At 68.1% G+C, this 14,450-nt stretch carries 12 protein-coding genes; 8 read left to right on the plus strand and 4 right to left on the minus strand.

Features of this window, described 5'->3' with window-relative positions:
* Positions 1-278 precede the first annotated feature (278 nt).
* The 5 genes from ACTWPB_RS18880 to ACTWPB_RS18900 all read left to right on the plus strand — a co-directional run bounded on the left by ACTWPB_RS18880 (position 279) and on the right by ACTWPB_RS18900 (position 8,147).
* On the plus strand, positions 279-5,741 hold the full coding sequence (locus ACTWPB_RS18880; protein WP_446221917.1) for an ATP-binding protein: 5,463 nt from the start codon (positions 279-281) through the stop codon (positions 5,739-5,741).
* A gap of 251 nt (positions 5,742-5,992) precedes the next feature.
* A complete protein-coding gene (locus ACTWPB_RS18885) occupies positions 5,993-6,283 on the plus strand; it encodes a hypothetical protein (RefSeq protein ID WP_446221918.1) in 291 nt (96 codons plus the stop codon).
* Between the two features lies 1 nt (position 6,284).
* Complete coding sequence (locus tag ACTWPB_RS18890; RefSeq protein ID WP_446221919.1) at positions 6,285-6,959, plus strand: HemK2/MTQ2 family protein methyltransferase; 675 nt, start codon at positions 6,285-6,287, stop codon at positions 6,957-6,959.
* A 13-nt stretch (positions 6,960-6,972) separates the two neighbouring features.
* A complete protein-coding gene (locus ACTWPB_RS18895; protein ID WP_446221920.1) occupies positions 6,973-7,152 on the plus strand; it encodes a CDGSH iron-sulfur domain-containing protein in 180 nt (59 codons plus the stop codon).
* A complete protein-coding gene (locus ACTWPB_RS18900; protein WP_446221921.1) occupies positions 7,152-8,147 on the plus strand; it encodes an iron-containing redox enzyme family protein in 996 nt (331 codons plus the stop codon). The genes ACTWPB_RS18895 and ACTWPB_RS18900 overlap by 1 nt, the downstream gene beginning before the upstream one ends.
* Here ACTWPB_RS18900 and ACTWPB_RS18905 read toward each other — a convergent pair.
* The 4 genes from ACTWPB_RS18905 to ACTWPB_RS18920 all read right to left on the minus strand — a co-directional run bounded on the left by ACTWPB_RS18905 (position 8,122) and on the right by ACTWPB_RS18920 (position 10,557).
* Positions 8,122-8,550: an ATP-binding protein gene (locus tag ACTWPB_RS18905; RefSeq protein ID WP_446221922.1), complete on the minus strand. Its 429-nt coding sequence runs from the start codon at positions 8,548-8,550 to the stop codon at positions 8,122-8,124. The two genes, ACTWPB_RS18900 and ACTWPB_RS18905, sit on opposite strands and share 26 nt — an antisense overlap.
* 89 nt (positions 8,551-8,639) lie before the next feature.
* Positions 8,640-9,122, minus strand: a complete 483-nt coding sequence (locus ACTWPB_RS18910) for an STAS domain-containing protein (protein ID WP_446221923.1) — start codon at positions 9,120-9,122, stop codon at positions 8,640-8,642.
* Positions 9,123-9,184: 62 nt separating this feature from the next.
* Positions 9,185-10,021 carry an RNA polymerase sigma factor SigF gene (locus tag ACTWPB_RS18915; RefSeq protein WP_446221924.1) on the minus strand — a complete coding sequence of 279 codons (837 nt, stop codon included), beginning with the start codon at positions 10,019-10,021 and terminating at the stop codon, positions 9,185-9,187.
* Positions 10,022-10,119: 98 nt separating this feature from the next.
* Entirely contained in the window at positions 10,120-10,557 is a 438-nt protein-coding gene (locus ACTWPB_RS18920; protein WP_446221925.1) for an anti-sigma factor, read from the minus strand.
* Positions 10,558-10,753: 196 nt separating this feature from the next.
* Here ACTWPB_RS18920 and ACTWPB_RS18925 point away from each other — a divergent pair, with 196 nt between their 5' ends.
* The 3 genes from ACTWPB_RS18925 to ACTWPB_RS18935 all read left to right on the plus strand — a co-directional run bounded on the left by ACTWPB_RS18925 (position 10,754) and on the right by ACTWPB_RS18935 (position 14,445).
* On the plus strand, positions 10,754-12,901 hold the full coding sequence (locus tag ACTWPB_RS18925; RefSeq protein ID WP_446221926.1) for a catalase: 2,148 nt from the start codon (positions 10,754-10,756) through the stop codon (positions 12,899-12,901).
* A gap of 724 nt (positions 12,902-13,625) precedes the next feature.
* The gene (locus ACTWPB_RS18930; protein WP_446221927.1) at positions 13,626-13,799 is read left to right on the plus strand and encodes a CsbD family protein; all 174 of its coding nucleotides are present in this window, start codon (positions 13,626-13,628) and stop codon (positions 13,797-13,799) included.
* 193 nt (positions 13,800-13,992) lie between these two features.
* Complete coding sequence (locus ACTWPB_RS18935) at positions 13,993-14,445, plus strand: anti-sigma factor antagonist (RefSeq protein WP_446221928.1); 453 nt, start codon at positions 13,993-13,995, stop codon at positions 14,443-14,445.
* Positions 14,446-14,450: the final 5 nt, after the last annotated feature.

The following is a 14,450-nucleotide window of genomic DNA, read 5'->3' on the forward strand; positions in this document are numbered from 1 at the left end:
GGTCCGGGACCGCAGACCTTGGCCGTCCACTCGCTTGGGGGATGTGATTGTTCAACTGGGGGGCATCGCCACGCCCGCCGGCCGTCATCTCGGCGTCTTCGATTGCTCGCGTTCGTCGAGTTGTATGGTGCTCGGCGACCTCCTGTGTCCTGGCTACGTGCCGGTAACCCGCGCACAGTGTTTCCTTATGGGACACGGGGGTGCAGACTGCGCACGGACCGGGAGTTGCAAACCTCACCCGCAGGACGATGTCCTGGGTAAATGGAAGGAGTCGGCGAGTGTTCAGCCGTATCGCCATCGTGAATCGGGGCGAGGCCGCTATGCGCCTCATCCATGCCGTCCGTGATCTGGCGGCGGCGACCGGGCTACCGATCGAAACCGTCGCCCTCCACACCGACGTCGACCGGAATGCCACGTTCGTCCGGGAAGCCGATATCGCCTATGACCTGGGTCCGGCGTCGGCACGCCCGTACCTGGACCTCAAGGCCCTCGAGAACGCACTGGTCGCCACCAAGGCCGACGCGGCGTGGGTGGGCTGGGGCTTCGTCGCCGAGGATCCCGCGTTCGCGGAGCTGTGCGACCACATCGGTGTCACGTTCGTCGGGCCGAGCGCCGACGCGATGCGCAAGCTGGGTGACAAGATCGGCGCCAAGCTGATCGCCGAGGAAGTCGGTGTGCCGGTCGCCCCGTGGAGCCGGGGCGCGGTCGACACCGTCGAGGACGCCATCGAAGCGGCCACCGAGATCGGGTACCCGCTGATGCTGAAGGCCACCGCCGGTGGTGGCGGTCGCGGCATCCGCGTGATCACCAACGAGGCCGAACTCGTCGACGCCTACGAGCGCACCAAGCAGGAAGCCGCCCGCGCCTTCGGCAGCGGTGTCGTTTTCCTGGAGCGCCTGGTCACGGGCGCCCGGCACGTCGAGGTCCAGGTGATCGCCGACGGTCAGGGCACCGCGTGGGCGCTGGGCGTGCGTGACTGCTCGGTGCAGCGACGCAATCAGAAGGTGATCGAGGAATCCTCCTCTCCCGTGCTGAGCGCCGAGCAGACCGCCGAACTCAAGGCTTCGGCCGAGCGCCTCGCGATCGCGGTCGGGTACTGCGGCGCGGCGACCGTCGAGTTCCTGTACCACCCCGGTGACCAGCTGTTCGCGTTCCTGGAGGTCAACACCCGCCTGCAGGTCGAGCACCCGATCACCGAGCTCACCACCGGTTTCGACCTCGTGCACGCCCAGTTGCGGGTGGCATCGGGGATCCGGCTCGAGGGCGAGCCGCCGGTCGAGCGCGGCCACGCCATCGAAGCCCGCCTCAATGCCGAAGACCCCGACCGTGACTTCGCGCCTGCCCCCGGTCGCATCGTGCGACTCGACCTGCCCGCGGGCCCCGGCATTCGCGTCGACACCGGCGTCAGCCAGGGTGACACGATCCCCGCCGACTTCGACTCGATGATCGCCAAGATCATCGCCTACGGCCGCGACCGCGACGAAGCCCTCGGTCGACTGCGCCGGGCCATGGCCCAGACCAGGGTCGTCATCGAAGGCGGCGCGACGAACAAGAGTTTCGTGCTCGACCTGCTCGATCAGCCCGAGATCATCGACGCCAGCGCCGACACCGGCTGGATCGACCGGGTGCGCGGCGAAGGCCGCCTGGTGACCCACCGTCACTCCACCGTCGCGCTGGCTGTGGCCGCGATCGACGCCTACGAGGAAGACGAGCGGGTCGAGCGGCATCGACTGCTGTCGACCGCGTCCGGCGGACGTCCGCAGGTGCAGCACGAGAGCGGCCGGCCACTCGACCTGAAACTGCGTGGCGCGGGTTATCGCGTGCGCGTCGCCCGGATCGGTGCCAACCGGTTCCGCGTCGGCATCGAGGCCGGTGGTGACTTGCGCACCGCCGATGTCGATCTCGAACGTTTCGATCACCACACCGGCCAGATCGTCGTCAACGGCACCCGCTACCGCTTGATCACCGGCACCCATGGGCCCACGCACGTGGTGGACGTCGACGGCGTGACCCATCGGATCAGCCGCGACGAAGGCGGTGTCGTCCGCTCGCCCGCCCCCGCGCTGGTCGTCGGCACACCGCTCGAGGTCGGCGCCGAGGTCGAGGCCGGGGCGCCGCTGCTCGTGCTGGAGAGCATGAAGATGGAAACGGTGCTGCGCGCACCGTTCCGGGCCAGGCTGAAGGAGTGCACGGTCTCGGTCGGCTCTCAGGTCGAGGCGGGCGCGCCGCTGCTGCGGCTCGAACCGCTCGCCGACGACGACGAAGCCGCCGAGACCGTGACCACCGGCACCGTCGAACTCGACCTGCCCAGCGAGGCAACGCCGCTGCGCGCCCACGAGCGGGTGGCGCGCGGCCTGCAGGACCTGCGCAGTCTGCTGCTCGGCTTCGACGTGGACCCGCACGACGACCGCCGCGTCCTCGACGACTACCTCACCGCCCGCCGCGAAGCCGTCAGCGACAACCGGCGCCCGCTGGGTGAAGAGCTCGAGCTGGTGCAGGTCTTCGCCGACCTCGCCGAACTGAGCCACAACCGTTCGGCCGACGACGACCGCGGCAACGGTCACGTCCACAGCGCCCGCGAGTACTTCCACACCTACCTGCAGAGCCTCGACGTCGAGCGGGCCGGGTTGCCGCAGACCTACCAGGCCGAGCTCGGCGCGGCGCTGGGGCACTACGGCGTCACCGAGCTGGATCGTTCGCCCGAGCTGGAAGCGGCGGTCTTCCGGATCTTCCTCGCCCAGCAACGGCCCGCCGACACCGTCGCCGTCATCACGACGCTGCTGCGTGAATGGCTGACCGAGCCGATGCCAGACCAGGTGCTGCGCGAACCCGTCGGCCTGGCGCTCGAGCGCCTGGTGGCGGCAACGCAGGTCCGTTTCCCGGTGATCGCCGACCTCGCCCGCGGACTGGTCTACAGCTGGTACGGCCAGCCGCTGCTGCGCCGCAACCGCGCTCGGGTGTACACCAACGTCCGCAAGCACCTGAGCTACCTGGACGCGAACCCGACCGCGGACGATCGCGGCACCCGGATCGCCGAGATGGTGCGCAGCACCGAACCGCTGGTGCGCTTGCTCGGCCAGCGGCTCGAGCGCGACAAGCCCGATCACACCTCGATGCTCGAGGTCCTGACGCGGCGCTACTACGGCAACAAGGGTCTCACCGGGGTCCGTACCGAACAGGTCGGCGACACCACGTTCGTCGTCGCCGAACGCTACGGTTCGATGCTGGTCTCGACCGCCGTGAGTTTCGGCAAGCTCGCCGGGGCACTGGACGGGCTCGCCGAATTGGCCAGCGGCGCTGTCTCCATCGACGCCGACATCTACCTCAGCTGGGAATCGCAGCCGGAGGACTTCGACGCGATGGCAGCGGCCCTGCAAGAGGTGCTCGGCGCGCACCCGGTGCCCAACCCGGTGCACCGGATCACCGCCACCGTCGCGGGCAGCGGCGGCTCGGTCATGCACCACCACTTCACCTTCCGTCCGTCGGTGACCGGCATGGCCGAGGAACGGCTGATCCGCGGGCTGCACCCCTACATCGCGCAGCGGATGCAGCTGGAGCGGTTGCGCAAGTTCGACCTCACCCGGTTGCCGTCCTCGGACGAGGAGGTCTACCTGTTCCGCGGCGTGGCCAAGGAGAATCCCTCCGACGAGCGACTCATCGCCTTCGCCCAGGTCCGTGACCTCGCGGCGTTGCGCGATCACGACGGACGATTGGTGGCCCTGCCCACCGCGGAGAGCGCCATCGCCACCTGCGTCGACTCGATCCGCCGGGCCCAGTCGCGGTTCCCCTCGGCCAAGCGGCTCAACACCAACCGCATCGTGATGTACATCTGGCCGCATATGGATGTCACCCGCGCGGAGCTCGAGACCATCGGTGGCCACGTGCTGCCGACGGCCGCGGGCGCCGGGCTCGAGGAGATCCTGCTCATCGCCCGCCAGCGCGATCCCGAGACCGGCGAGCTGACCAAGGTCGGTGTGCGAATCTCGTTCCGTCCCAACGGCGAATCCGAGGTGACGGTCGGCGAGCGGACCGACGAACCCGTCGAGCCGCTGGACGAGTACCGGCAGAAGGTGCTGCGTGCCGCGGCGCGCAACACCGTGTACCCGTACGAATTGACCTCGCTGCTCGGCGATTTCGCCGAATACGATCTCGATGCCGACCACGTGCTGGTGCCGGTCGATCGGCCGAAGGGCCACAACACCGCGGCGATCGTCGCCGGTGTGGTGACCACGCCGACCGCCCAGCATCCGCAGGGCGTCACCCGAGTGCTGCTGCTCGGTGACCCCACCAAGTCCCTCGGCGCGCTCTCGGAACCGGAGTGCCGTCGCGTGATCGCCGCGCTGGATCTGGCCGAGAGCATGCAGGTGCCGCTCGAGTGGTACGCGCTGTCCTCGGGCGCGCGGATCTCGATGGCCTCGGGTACCGAGAACATGGACTGGGTCGCGGCCGCGCTCAAGCGGATCGTCGAATTCACCCAGGACGGTCGCGAGATCAACATCGTGGTCGCCGGCATCAACGTCGGCGCGCAGCCGTACTGGAATGCCGAGGCCACCATGCTCATGCACACCAAGGGTGTGCTGGTCATGACCCCCGACTCGGCCATGGTCCTGACCGGCAAGCAGTCGCTCGACTTCTCCGGCGGCGTCTCGGCCGAGGACAACTTCGGCATCGGCGGCTACGACCGCGTGATGGGCCCGAACGGGCAGGCCCAGTACTGGGCGCCGAATCTGTCCGCCGCCCGCGGTGTGCTGATGGCGCACTACGACCACACCTACGTCGCCCCCGGTGAGCAGGCACCGCGCCGTGCCGTGACCGGTGATCCCGTCGATCGCGATATCTCGAGCTTCCCGCATGTGCTGGCGGACAGCACCTTCGCCACCGTCGGCGAGATCTTCTCCGCCTCCGCCAACCCGGATCGCAAGAAGCCCTTCGACATTCGCACGGTGATGCGGGCACTGGCCGATCAGGACCACCCCGTCCTGGAACGCTGGGCCGGGATGGCCGACGCCGAGACGGCGGTGGTACACGACGCGCACCTCGGCGGAATCCCGGTGTGCCTGTTGGGCATCGAGTCACGCAATGTGGCACGGCGCGGCTTCCCGTCCACCGACGGGCCCGACACCTACACCGCGGGCACCCTGTTCCCGCGTTCGTCGAAGAAGGCCGCACGGGCCATCAACGCCGCCAGCGGTAACCGCCCGCTGGTGGTGCTGGCGAACCTGTCCGGCTTCGACGGCTCGCCCGAATCGATGCGCAAGCTGCAACTCGAGTACGGCGCCGAAATCGGCCGCGCCATCGTGAATTTCGAAGGCCCCATCGTGTTCTGCGTGATCTCGCGCTACCACGGCGGTGCGTTCGTGGTGTTCTCGAAGGCGCTCAACCCGAACATGACGGTGCTCGCGCTGGAAGGGTCGTTCGCCTCGGTGCTCGGCGGTGCGCCTGCCGCCGCGGTGGTGTTCGCCGGTGAGGTGAAGGCCAGGACCGCGGCCGATCCGCGCGTGCGGGAGCTGGAATCCCGGGTCGCGACCGCTGTCGGCACCGACCGCGCGACGCTGAGCGCCGAACTCGACGAGACGCGGTCCTCGGTGCGCGCGGAGAAGCTGGGCGATGTGGCCGCGGAGTTCGACCGCGTTCACAACATCCAGCGCGCGGTCGAGGTCGGCTCGGTCGACGCCATCGTGAGCGTCGCGGATCTGCGTCCGCGGATCATCGGCGCGATCGAGGCTCGACTGCCCGCGTAGCACTCAGCCGACCGGGCTCGGAATTCCACCGAGCCCGGTCAGTCGGTGCCGCACCGATGATCGCACGTCATGATCGGTGTCGGCGTCATGCCGCACGCCGCCGCCCCGCTGGAATCCACCCCGCGCCGCGACCTGGCCGAGGTCATCGAGACGAACGCCAGCACCGGTCCCACCGAGGCCGGCTGATTGCTTCGCCGGTTTACGGGCATGTCCACGACAGGGCGGTGTCGTCCGCGAAAGGAGCATGCGCGGTGAATCAGTCAGACAGGCAGTTCCCCGATAACGCTCGGACCACTCGGACACATGCGGGGGAGTCGATCAGGGACACGAGGAACTGGCCCGGATTGCTGCTCGCCGCCATCGGGCTGGTGCTGGTCGCTGTCACGCTCACCGCGGCCGGGTACGGCTTCGCGGGCTGGGCGGTGATCGTGGGTGTGGCCTGCGCGGTGTGTCTGGTGGCCGGGATCGGGCTCGTGGTCGCGGAGCATCGGCGAGTGAAAGCGCAGGAGGACCTCGCCCTGGGTGAATCACGAGGACACTGAGATGGTGGTCATCCGGACGCCCCGCGTCTACCGGCCGCAGGCAGACACCTGGCTGCTTGCCCGTGCGCTCAACGAGGTGCCCTCGCTGCGTGGCGGCCGGGTGCTCGATGTGTGCGCCGGTACCGGCGCGTTGACAGTGGCGGCCGCGGCGGCGGGTGCGGGCAGTCTGACCGCGATCGACCTGTCGCGGTCGGCACTGATTTCGACGTGGGTGAACTGCCGGCTGCGCGGCGTGGCGGTGGAGTTGCTGCACGGCGATTTCGCGTCCGCGCTGCGGCTGCCGCGCTTCGATGTGGTGGTCGCGAACCCGCCCTATGTGCCCGCCGAGCGGACGGGCGGTCGCGGTGCGGCGCTGGCGTGGGACGCGGGCCCCGACGGCAGGAGCGTGCTCGACCGGTTGTGCGCGATGCTGCCGGACCTGCTCACCGACCGCGGCGTCGGGTTGATCGTGCATTCGGCGATCAGTGATCCCCAGCGCAGCGTGGACCAGCTCCGCGAGCTGGGTGCCAACGCCGATGTCGTGGCGACGGGAACGGTGCCGTTCGGGCCGGTGATGCGGTCGCGCGCCGGGTGGCTGGCCGCGAAGGGCTTCATCAGGCACGGTCAGCGCGATGAGGAACTGGTGGTGATCCGTGTCGACCGAACGTCGTCGTCTGTCGTCGCCGACCCCGCCTGAGCCGCGGCGCGTCGTGCTCACCGACGACGGGCCCGCACTCATCGAAGGGCCCGTCGACCTGGTCACCGCCGACGGCACGGTGCTGCACTGCGACCGTTTCATGGTGGCGCTGTGTCTGTGCCGTCGGTCGAGCACGTACCCGCTGTGCGATACCAGCCACCGGCGCCGACGTCATCCGAGGAGCGCGGACTGATGCCCCAGCGATCACTCCCGCGCCCCCGCGGCGATCTGTCGGCCGCGGTCATCGAATTGCTCACGCGGACACCAGGTTCGGCGGTACCTGATCCTTCCGGACTCGACCCCTACGGCGAAGATCTCCTGCTGACCCTGCACACCTGCTACGAACTGCACTATCAGGGATTCGCCGGGGTCGACGAGAACTGGGAATGGGACCCCGACCTGTTGCGCATGCGCCGCGACCTGGAGCACACCCTGCTCACGGCACTGGGTGCCGATGTCCCCGGCGGCGACGACGTCGACGGGGAACTCGACGGTCTGCTCGAACCGACCAGCGACACCGATGGCATCGCCGGTTTCCTCGCCGAGCGGGGGACCGCCGACCAGTTGCGCGAGTACTTCGTCCACCGCTCGATCTACCACCACATCGAGGCCGACCCGTATGCCTGGGTGATCCCGCGCCTGCGCGGACAGGCGAAAGCGTCGCTGGTGGCGGTGGAATTCGACGAGTTCGGCGGCGGCCGCGGCGAACGCGTCCACGCGCAACTCTTCGCTGACCTGCTCGCGGGCGCGGGACTGGAGCCGGGCTACCTGCACTACCTCGACGCGGTGCCTGCACCGATGCTCGCGCTGGTTGACATGATGTCGCTGTTCGGCCTGCACCGCGGCCTGCGCGGCGCACTGGTCGGGCATTTCGCCACCGTCGAGATCACCTCGTCGCCGGCTTCCCGGCGCCTGGCCGAGCTGGCCCGCACGCTGCTGCCCCATCCCGCGTGCGCGCACTTCTACGCCGAGCACGTCGAGGCCGACGCCGTGCACGAACAGGTGCTGCGGCGTGATGTCATCGCCGGGCTGCTGGCCGCCGAACCCGGCGAGGCCGCCTCGATCGTCTTCGGCATCCAGGCGACGAACCTGCTCGAAGACCGCTTCGCCGATCACATCCTGCAGTGCTGGAACGACGATCGCGGTTCGCTGCGCGAGGCGATCAGTGCACCCGCCGCACCTGCGTGAAGGAGATGGCGACGGGGTAACCGCCCCGTGCCCGGTCGTAGGCGTCGTGGTCGGCGGTGAGGTGGTCGGTGATCGAGTGCATCACATGCCAGCCGAACCCTGTCGTGTCGATCGGGTCGGTGTCCCCGCAGACGGCGTCGACCTCGAACCGGATCCGGAAACCGTCGGCGATCACCGCGCAGGTGATCTGGGAATCGGGCACCGCGCCGAGGATCAGGCAGGTGGCGGCCTCGTCGAGCGCGACGCGCATGTCGGCCACCGCGTCGACGGTGAAACCCGCGATCAGGGCGACGGTTTCGGCGACAGCCCGGAGCATGACAACCTGGCCGAGGTCTGCGTCGATCTGGATACGGATCGATGTCGCATGTATCGAATCGGCGATGAGCCGGTCGCTCGAATCCACGATGTCCTCCTCCCGAGCGTGCGCTGGAGTGGCCTCACCGAGCGCATACCCAGGAACCGCCGACCCGAAACAGCTTCTCGGTAGCCGGATTAGGATCCCGACGCCTCATCGATGGACAGGTAGTACCGGAACAGTGGCCGCACGCCGACCAGATGCAGTGCCCGCTCCACTTCACGACCACCGGTGAGCAGGCGGATATCGACCCCGCGTGCCCACGCGTCAGCTTTGGCGAGGCCGAGCATCGTGGCGACCCGCAGGCTCAGGAACTCGGTATCGCGCGGATCGAGGACCACGACGCGCGCGCCGGATCGCACAGCGCGGTCGAGCAACGCACAGAATCGGGGCATCCGCGCCGCGTCGAGCTCGATACCGCCGTGCAAGACCCAGCAGCCTGGTTGCCCGGGTCGCGCAGCGCCAGCTCGGCCGCGGCGGCCGCGGAGCACCCGCGGTACCAGCGCAGCCGGCTCGAATGCCGGCGATCCATGACGACAGACATAGAACCTCCTGTGCGACAGGGTGTTCCGGTTCGCACTACCGACAGGCCATCGGCCGACGGTCGGGGTGCGGCGCACGAGAACCGGGTTCGGCTGGAGGTCTCAACCTGGGACAAATCTGGCATGTGGCGGCGCTGCTGTCACTGCGCGGCCATCGGCTCGGCGAGTGCTTGCTCACGCAACGACGCCAGGGTCCGCGACAGGATCCGCGAGACCTGCATCTGGGATACACCCATTTCCTCGGCGATCTGGCCCTGCGTCTTGGACTCGTAGAAGCGCATGATCAGCACCTGCCGCTCCTCGGCGGGCAGCTCGGCGATCAGCGGACGAACCGCCATCGCGTCCTCGGTGAGCTGGTAGCAGGGCTCCTCGGAGCCGAGGATATCGGTGATCGGCTGGGTGGAATTGTCGCGACCGTCGTGGGTGACGCCGTCGATGGAGTTGGTCTGGTAGCCATTGCCCGCGACCAGTGTGCGGGTGACCTCGACCAGGTCGACGCCGAGTTCGTCGGAGAGTTCAAGCGCGGTGGGGAACCGCCCGAGCCGCTGCGACAGTTCCTCGGTGGCGGGTCCGATCCTGAGCTGGATCTCCTTGAGCCGTCGCGGCACGCGCACCGCCCACGTGCGATCACGGAAGTGCCTGCGCACCTCGCCCATGATCGTCGGGATCGCGAAGGACAGGAAGGAGGAGCCGCGGGTGACGTCATAGCGATCCACGGCGAGCACCAGCCCTACCCGGGCGGTCTGCTCGAGATCGTCGAACTGCTCGCCGCGGCCGTTGAACTTGCGCGCGATGTGGTCGGCGAGCGGTAGACACAGTTCGATGACCTGCTTGCGCAGCTCGTCGTGGTGCGCATCGCCGGGGGGAAGCGCGCGCAGCTTCTCGAACCACGGTTCGATGTTGTCGTAGCTGTCGCCGCGCGAATGGGATCGCCGGGCGGTCGGACGCACTGAAACTGTCGTTGATTCCCATGTCATCGCTACTTGCCTCACTTCCAGGCGGTTGCGGATGTGTTCATGGGGTACCCACCGGGACCCGGGGCCATGCCCCTACCTCCGAGGCTAACGCGCGATCATCACGATTCGGTCGGTCTGTGCAATCGTCTGATCCAGCCGAATTCGACGGTGGTCGGATAGCCGTCGCGGGCCGGATCGAAGGCGGCGTAATCGGTGCGCAGCGCGTCGGTCAGGGTCGCGACGACATGCCAGCCGAAGGATTGCTCATCGAGCGCGGCGGGCTCTCGGGCCAGTGCGCTCACCCGGGCACCGAGCACGCCGTCGCCACTGGTGAACGAGCAGTCGAGCTGGGAGTCCGGCGTCGCGACCAGCATCAACGCGGTGGCGACCTCGTCGAGTGCCAGGAGTAGATCGGTGACCTCGTCGAGCGCGAAGCCACCGACGAGCAGAACGGTCTCGGCGAGTGCGTGCACCATGCTCAGCTGGTCCAGCTCGGCGGGCACCTGGAAACCGACGGTCCTCGAGCGGGGAGCGGTGTCGCGATCTCGAGCTCGCACGCCACCTCCCTCATCACCGACCGTTTGGTCGGAGGTTACCCCGTAACCATCAGGTCACGCCTCGCGCTCATTTCGGGCAGTTACCCGCCGAGATCGAATCGCTGTTTGCCGGGCGAATAACGCGGTAGTCCATCAGGGACGGCGGCAGGCCGATTCTCCGAATTGCTCGAGTGCGACGAAGGGACGACGAAATACCATGACCGAGCACGATATTCCGTCCGAATTCACCCATCCGCCTACGCCACCCGACGAGGACCCGGGCACACCCTGCGAGCAGGCGGGCCCCGCACCCGATCAGCAAGGGCCCGCACTGCGTGGACCCACCGGCGCACCGATTCCCGGCGACGCGAGCCTGCGCGCCCAGCAGGGCCCTCGGCTGACCACCCCGCAAGGTGCGGGTGTGGCCGACACCGATCACGCGCTCAAGGCGGGTCAGCGGGGTCCGACGCTGCTGCAGGACTTCCACCTGCGCGAGAAGATCACCCACTTCGACCACGAACGCATTCCCGAGCGGGTTGTGCACGCCCGTGGCACCGCCGCCCACGGGGTTTTCGTGGCCAACGGCGCCGCCGCGTCGCTCACGCGGGCGAAGTTCCTGGCGGCCGACGCGCGCACACCGGTCTTCGTCCGGTTCTCCACGGTGCTCGGTTCCCGCGGATCGGCCGACACAGTGCGTGACACCCGCGGATTCGCGGTGAAGTTCTACACCGATGAAGGGGTCTACGACCTGGTCGGCAATAACATTCCGGTGTTCTTCATCCAGGAAGCGATCAAATTCCCCGATGTGATCCACGCGGGAAAGCCGGAGCCGGACCGTGAGATCCCGCAAGCGCAATCAGCGCACGATACTTTCTGGGATTTCGTCACGCTGCACACCGAGGCGACCGCACACACCTTCTGGAATATGTCGGACCGGGCGCTGCCGCGGTCGTTGCGGATGATGGAGGGATTCGGTATCCACACCTTTCGTCTGGTCGCCGGGGACGGCACGACGAGTCTGGTGAAATTCCACTGGAAGCCGCGGCTGGGCGTGCACTCGATGCTGTGGGAGGAATGCCAGTTGACGGCCGGGTTCGACCCCGATTTCCATCGCCGGGACCTGGCCGACACGATCGCGGCGGGCGTGCCACCGGAATGGGATTTCGGTGTGCAGGTATTCCCCGACACGCCCGATCACCTCTTCGAGGGCATCGATCTGCTCGACCCGACCAAGATCGTCCCCGAAGAACTCGCGCCGGTGCGGACGATCGGCACCCTGCGGCTCACCGCGAACCCGGAGAATTTCTTCGCCGAAACCGAGCAGGTCGCGTTCTGCCCGACGCACCTGGTCCCTGGTATCGAAGTCACCGACGACCCGCTGCTGCAGGGCAGGTTGTTCTCCTATCTCGACACCCAGATCAGTCGGCTCGGTGGCCCGAACTTCACGCAGCTGCCGATCAATACACCGCACGCCGGTGTCAACGACCTTTCCCGCGACGGCATGCACCAGGGCGCCGTGCACCCCGGAGTCGCTGCCTACAAACCCAATTCGCTGGGCGGTGGCTGCCCCTACGCTGCCGGTTTCGCCGCCGATGCCTATGTCGAATCACCGACTCCCATTCCGCCGCCGACCGCGAAATTGCGGACATCGGCCGACAGTGCGGGCTCGGTATCGTTTGCCGACCACTACTCGCAGCCGCGGATGTTCTATCGCAGCCTGACCACCGGCGAACAGCGAAATCTGGCCGACGCGTTCTCGTTCGAACTCGGCAAGTGTCTGTCGGAGACCATCCAGAAGCGGGGCCTGCAGATGCTGGTCAATGTCGACGACGGGCTGGCCGACTACGTCGCCGGGCAACTCGGGCTCGACAAGCCGACCCCGAACAGCGAATGCGTGGAGCTCGCGCCGAGTCCCGCGTTGTCGCAGCGGCACGGCAGTTTCCCGGTGGACGGGCGGACCGTGGCGGTACTGGTCGATGACACCACATCGGCCGACGCGGTGCAGGCGGTCTCGACCGCCCTCGACGAGGCCAAGGTCAGGCCGATGGTCGTGGCGGCGCGCGGCGGTGTGATCGACGGAGTACCGGTGGCGCGGACCTTCGCCACGATGCGGTCGGTCGAATTCGACGGTGCGCTGCTGCTGGCCGCACCGGATGATCCGACGGTGAACCTGCTGGTCGAGGAGATGTGGCGGCACGGGAAGGCGATCGCGGCGGTCGGTACCGGGGTATCGGTGCTGCAGCGCAACGACATCGACCCCGACCTACCGGGAATCACCGTCGCCGATTCCGGGGCGGCCACCAGCGGACTGCTCACCGACCTGGGCGAGCATCGCGCGTGGGCGCGCATCGAGGGCGACCACTGATCCGTGCCGACGTCGTCGCCGTTTCGAGTGCGAGTGCACGGGTATTGCGCCCGTGCGGCGATCGGCCGAATGGGGAATGGGCGCCGAAGAACCGGCCGAGCCACCCTTGTCGCTGGACGGTGTCCACACCGGACAACTTCGGGCTGGTCGAGCGCCCCATCGCGATGCCAACGACGTCATCGCGGTGTCCGCGCTCGACCTGCTTCGCGGGTGCCCACCTGCACTGATGACAGGAGACGATGATGTTCGCGATCGAGCTCACCGAGCCGAGCCCGGTGCCGGCACCTCCGGAGCCCGCGCCACCAGGTCCAGCTCCGGACCCGTTCCTGCGAGGTCCCGGCGACCCGGTGCCCGCTCCGCCAGGCCCGGATCCGGTGCCCCCTTCGCCGATCCCGCCCGGTCCTGCTCCGGTGCCCGCCCCGCCGACCCCGCCCGGTCCCGGTGACCCGGTGCCCCCTGTCCCACCCGGCCCCGACACTGTTCCCCCGCCGCCGACTTTTCGAGATCTCGGACACGACCCCGTCCGCCAGCGGACGGGGTCGACCTGGGCGCCTTCGTGCACGGTCAGGGTTCGCAGCCGCACCTCGTCACCGGCTACGGTCGGCAACTGGGCCACCTGGACGCCGCGCCTGTTTGCACCTGGCAGACCCGGGTAGGCCGTTCATGGGTCCACAGGACGGCCCACGGCCACCAGTTGGCCGGGAAACAGCCTGAAAGGAATACCATGGGTATCGCTGACAAGGCGAAGAACAAGGCCGACGAGCTGGCGGGCAAGGCCAAGGAAGCGGCAGGCCGCGCCACGGACGATCGTGATCTCGAGAACGAGGGTCGCGGCGAGCAGGCCAAGTCGAACCTCAAGGACGCAGGCGAGAAGGTCAAGGACGCTTTCCGCGACTGACCGGTAACACGCCGCCCGGGTCATCGGTCCTCGACGGGCCGATGACCCGTGGTCTTTTCGACACGCATCAGATCCATCACAACCGGTGACACCACCGACTCGGCGTGCTCAAATGGAATCACCAGCCGATCTCGAGCAACCTGGATCGGCCGGGCAGTCTGCACACCTGCCGGTGTCGAGGGATCGAGCACTCGTGAACACCCATTCCAGCGATGGTGACAAGACGATCCGGATCGAAGAATTCGACCCGGCATTGGGCGCGGAGCTCACCCTCCATCACACGGCTACTGTTCTGCACGTGCACGGCGAGATCGACGCCTGCAATCTGCTCGCGTGGCGCGAGATTCTCGACGAGGCCATCGCAGCGGAGGGACAGTCGGGCCACCTGGTGATCGACATCAGGGACGTGACCTTCATGTCCTGCCGGGCGATTCTCGACATGGCGACCCGCGCCCAACAGCGCGAGCTGCGCATGAGTGTGGTCAATCCCGTGCCATCGGTCACCAACCGGATCATCATCGCCGCCGGCCTCACCGAGTGGTTACCCGTCTACGCCAGCCGCACCGAAGCCATGGCCGCCGCGCACAACCTACCGCTCCAGCAGTCCGTCCGAACGTTCCCCCCAGCGTCGTGGACGACGATGTAGGCAGA

The sequence above is a fragment of the Nocardia sp. IBHARD005 genome, from assembly GCF_052814245.1.

Excerpts from the sequence above, each read along its gene's own strand:
- ACTWPB_RS18925 (WP_446221926.1), top strand. The coding sequence starts at position 10,754 with ATGACCGAGCACGATATTCCGTCCGAATTCACCCATCCGCCTACGCCA.
- ACTWPB_RS18930 (WP_446221927.1), top strand. The coding sequence starts at position 13,626 with ATGGGTATCGCTGACAAGGCGAAGAACAAGGCCGACGAGCTGGCGGGC.
- ACTWPB_RS18900 (WP_446221921.1), top strand. The coding sequence starts at position 7,152 with ATGCCCCAGCGATCACTCCCGCGCCCCCGCGGCGATCTGTCGGCCGCG.
- ACTWPB_RS18890 (WP_446221919.1), top strand. The coding sequence starts at position 6,285 with ATGGTGGTCATCCGGACGCCCCGCGTCTACCGGCCGCAGGCAGACACC.
- ACTWPB_RS18915 (WP_446221924.1), bottom strand. The coding sequence starts at position 10,021 with ATGACATGGGAATCAACGACAGTTTCAGTGCGTCCGACCGCCCGGCGA.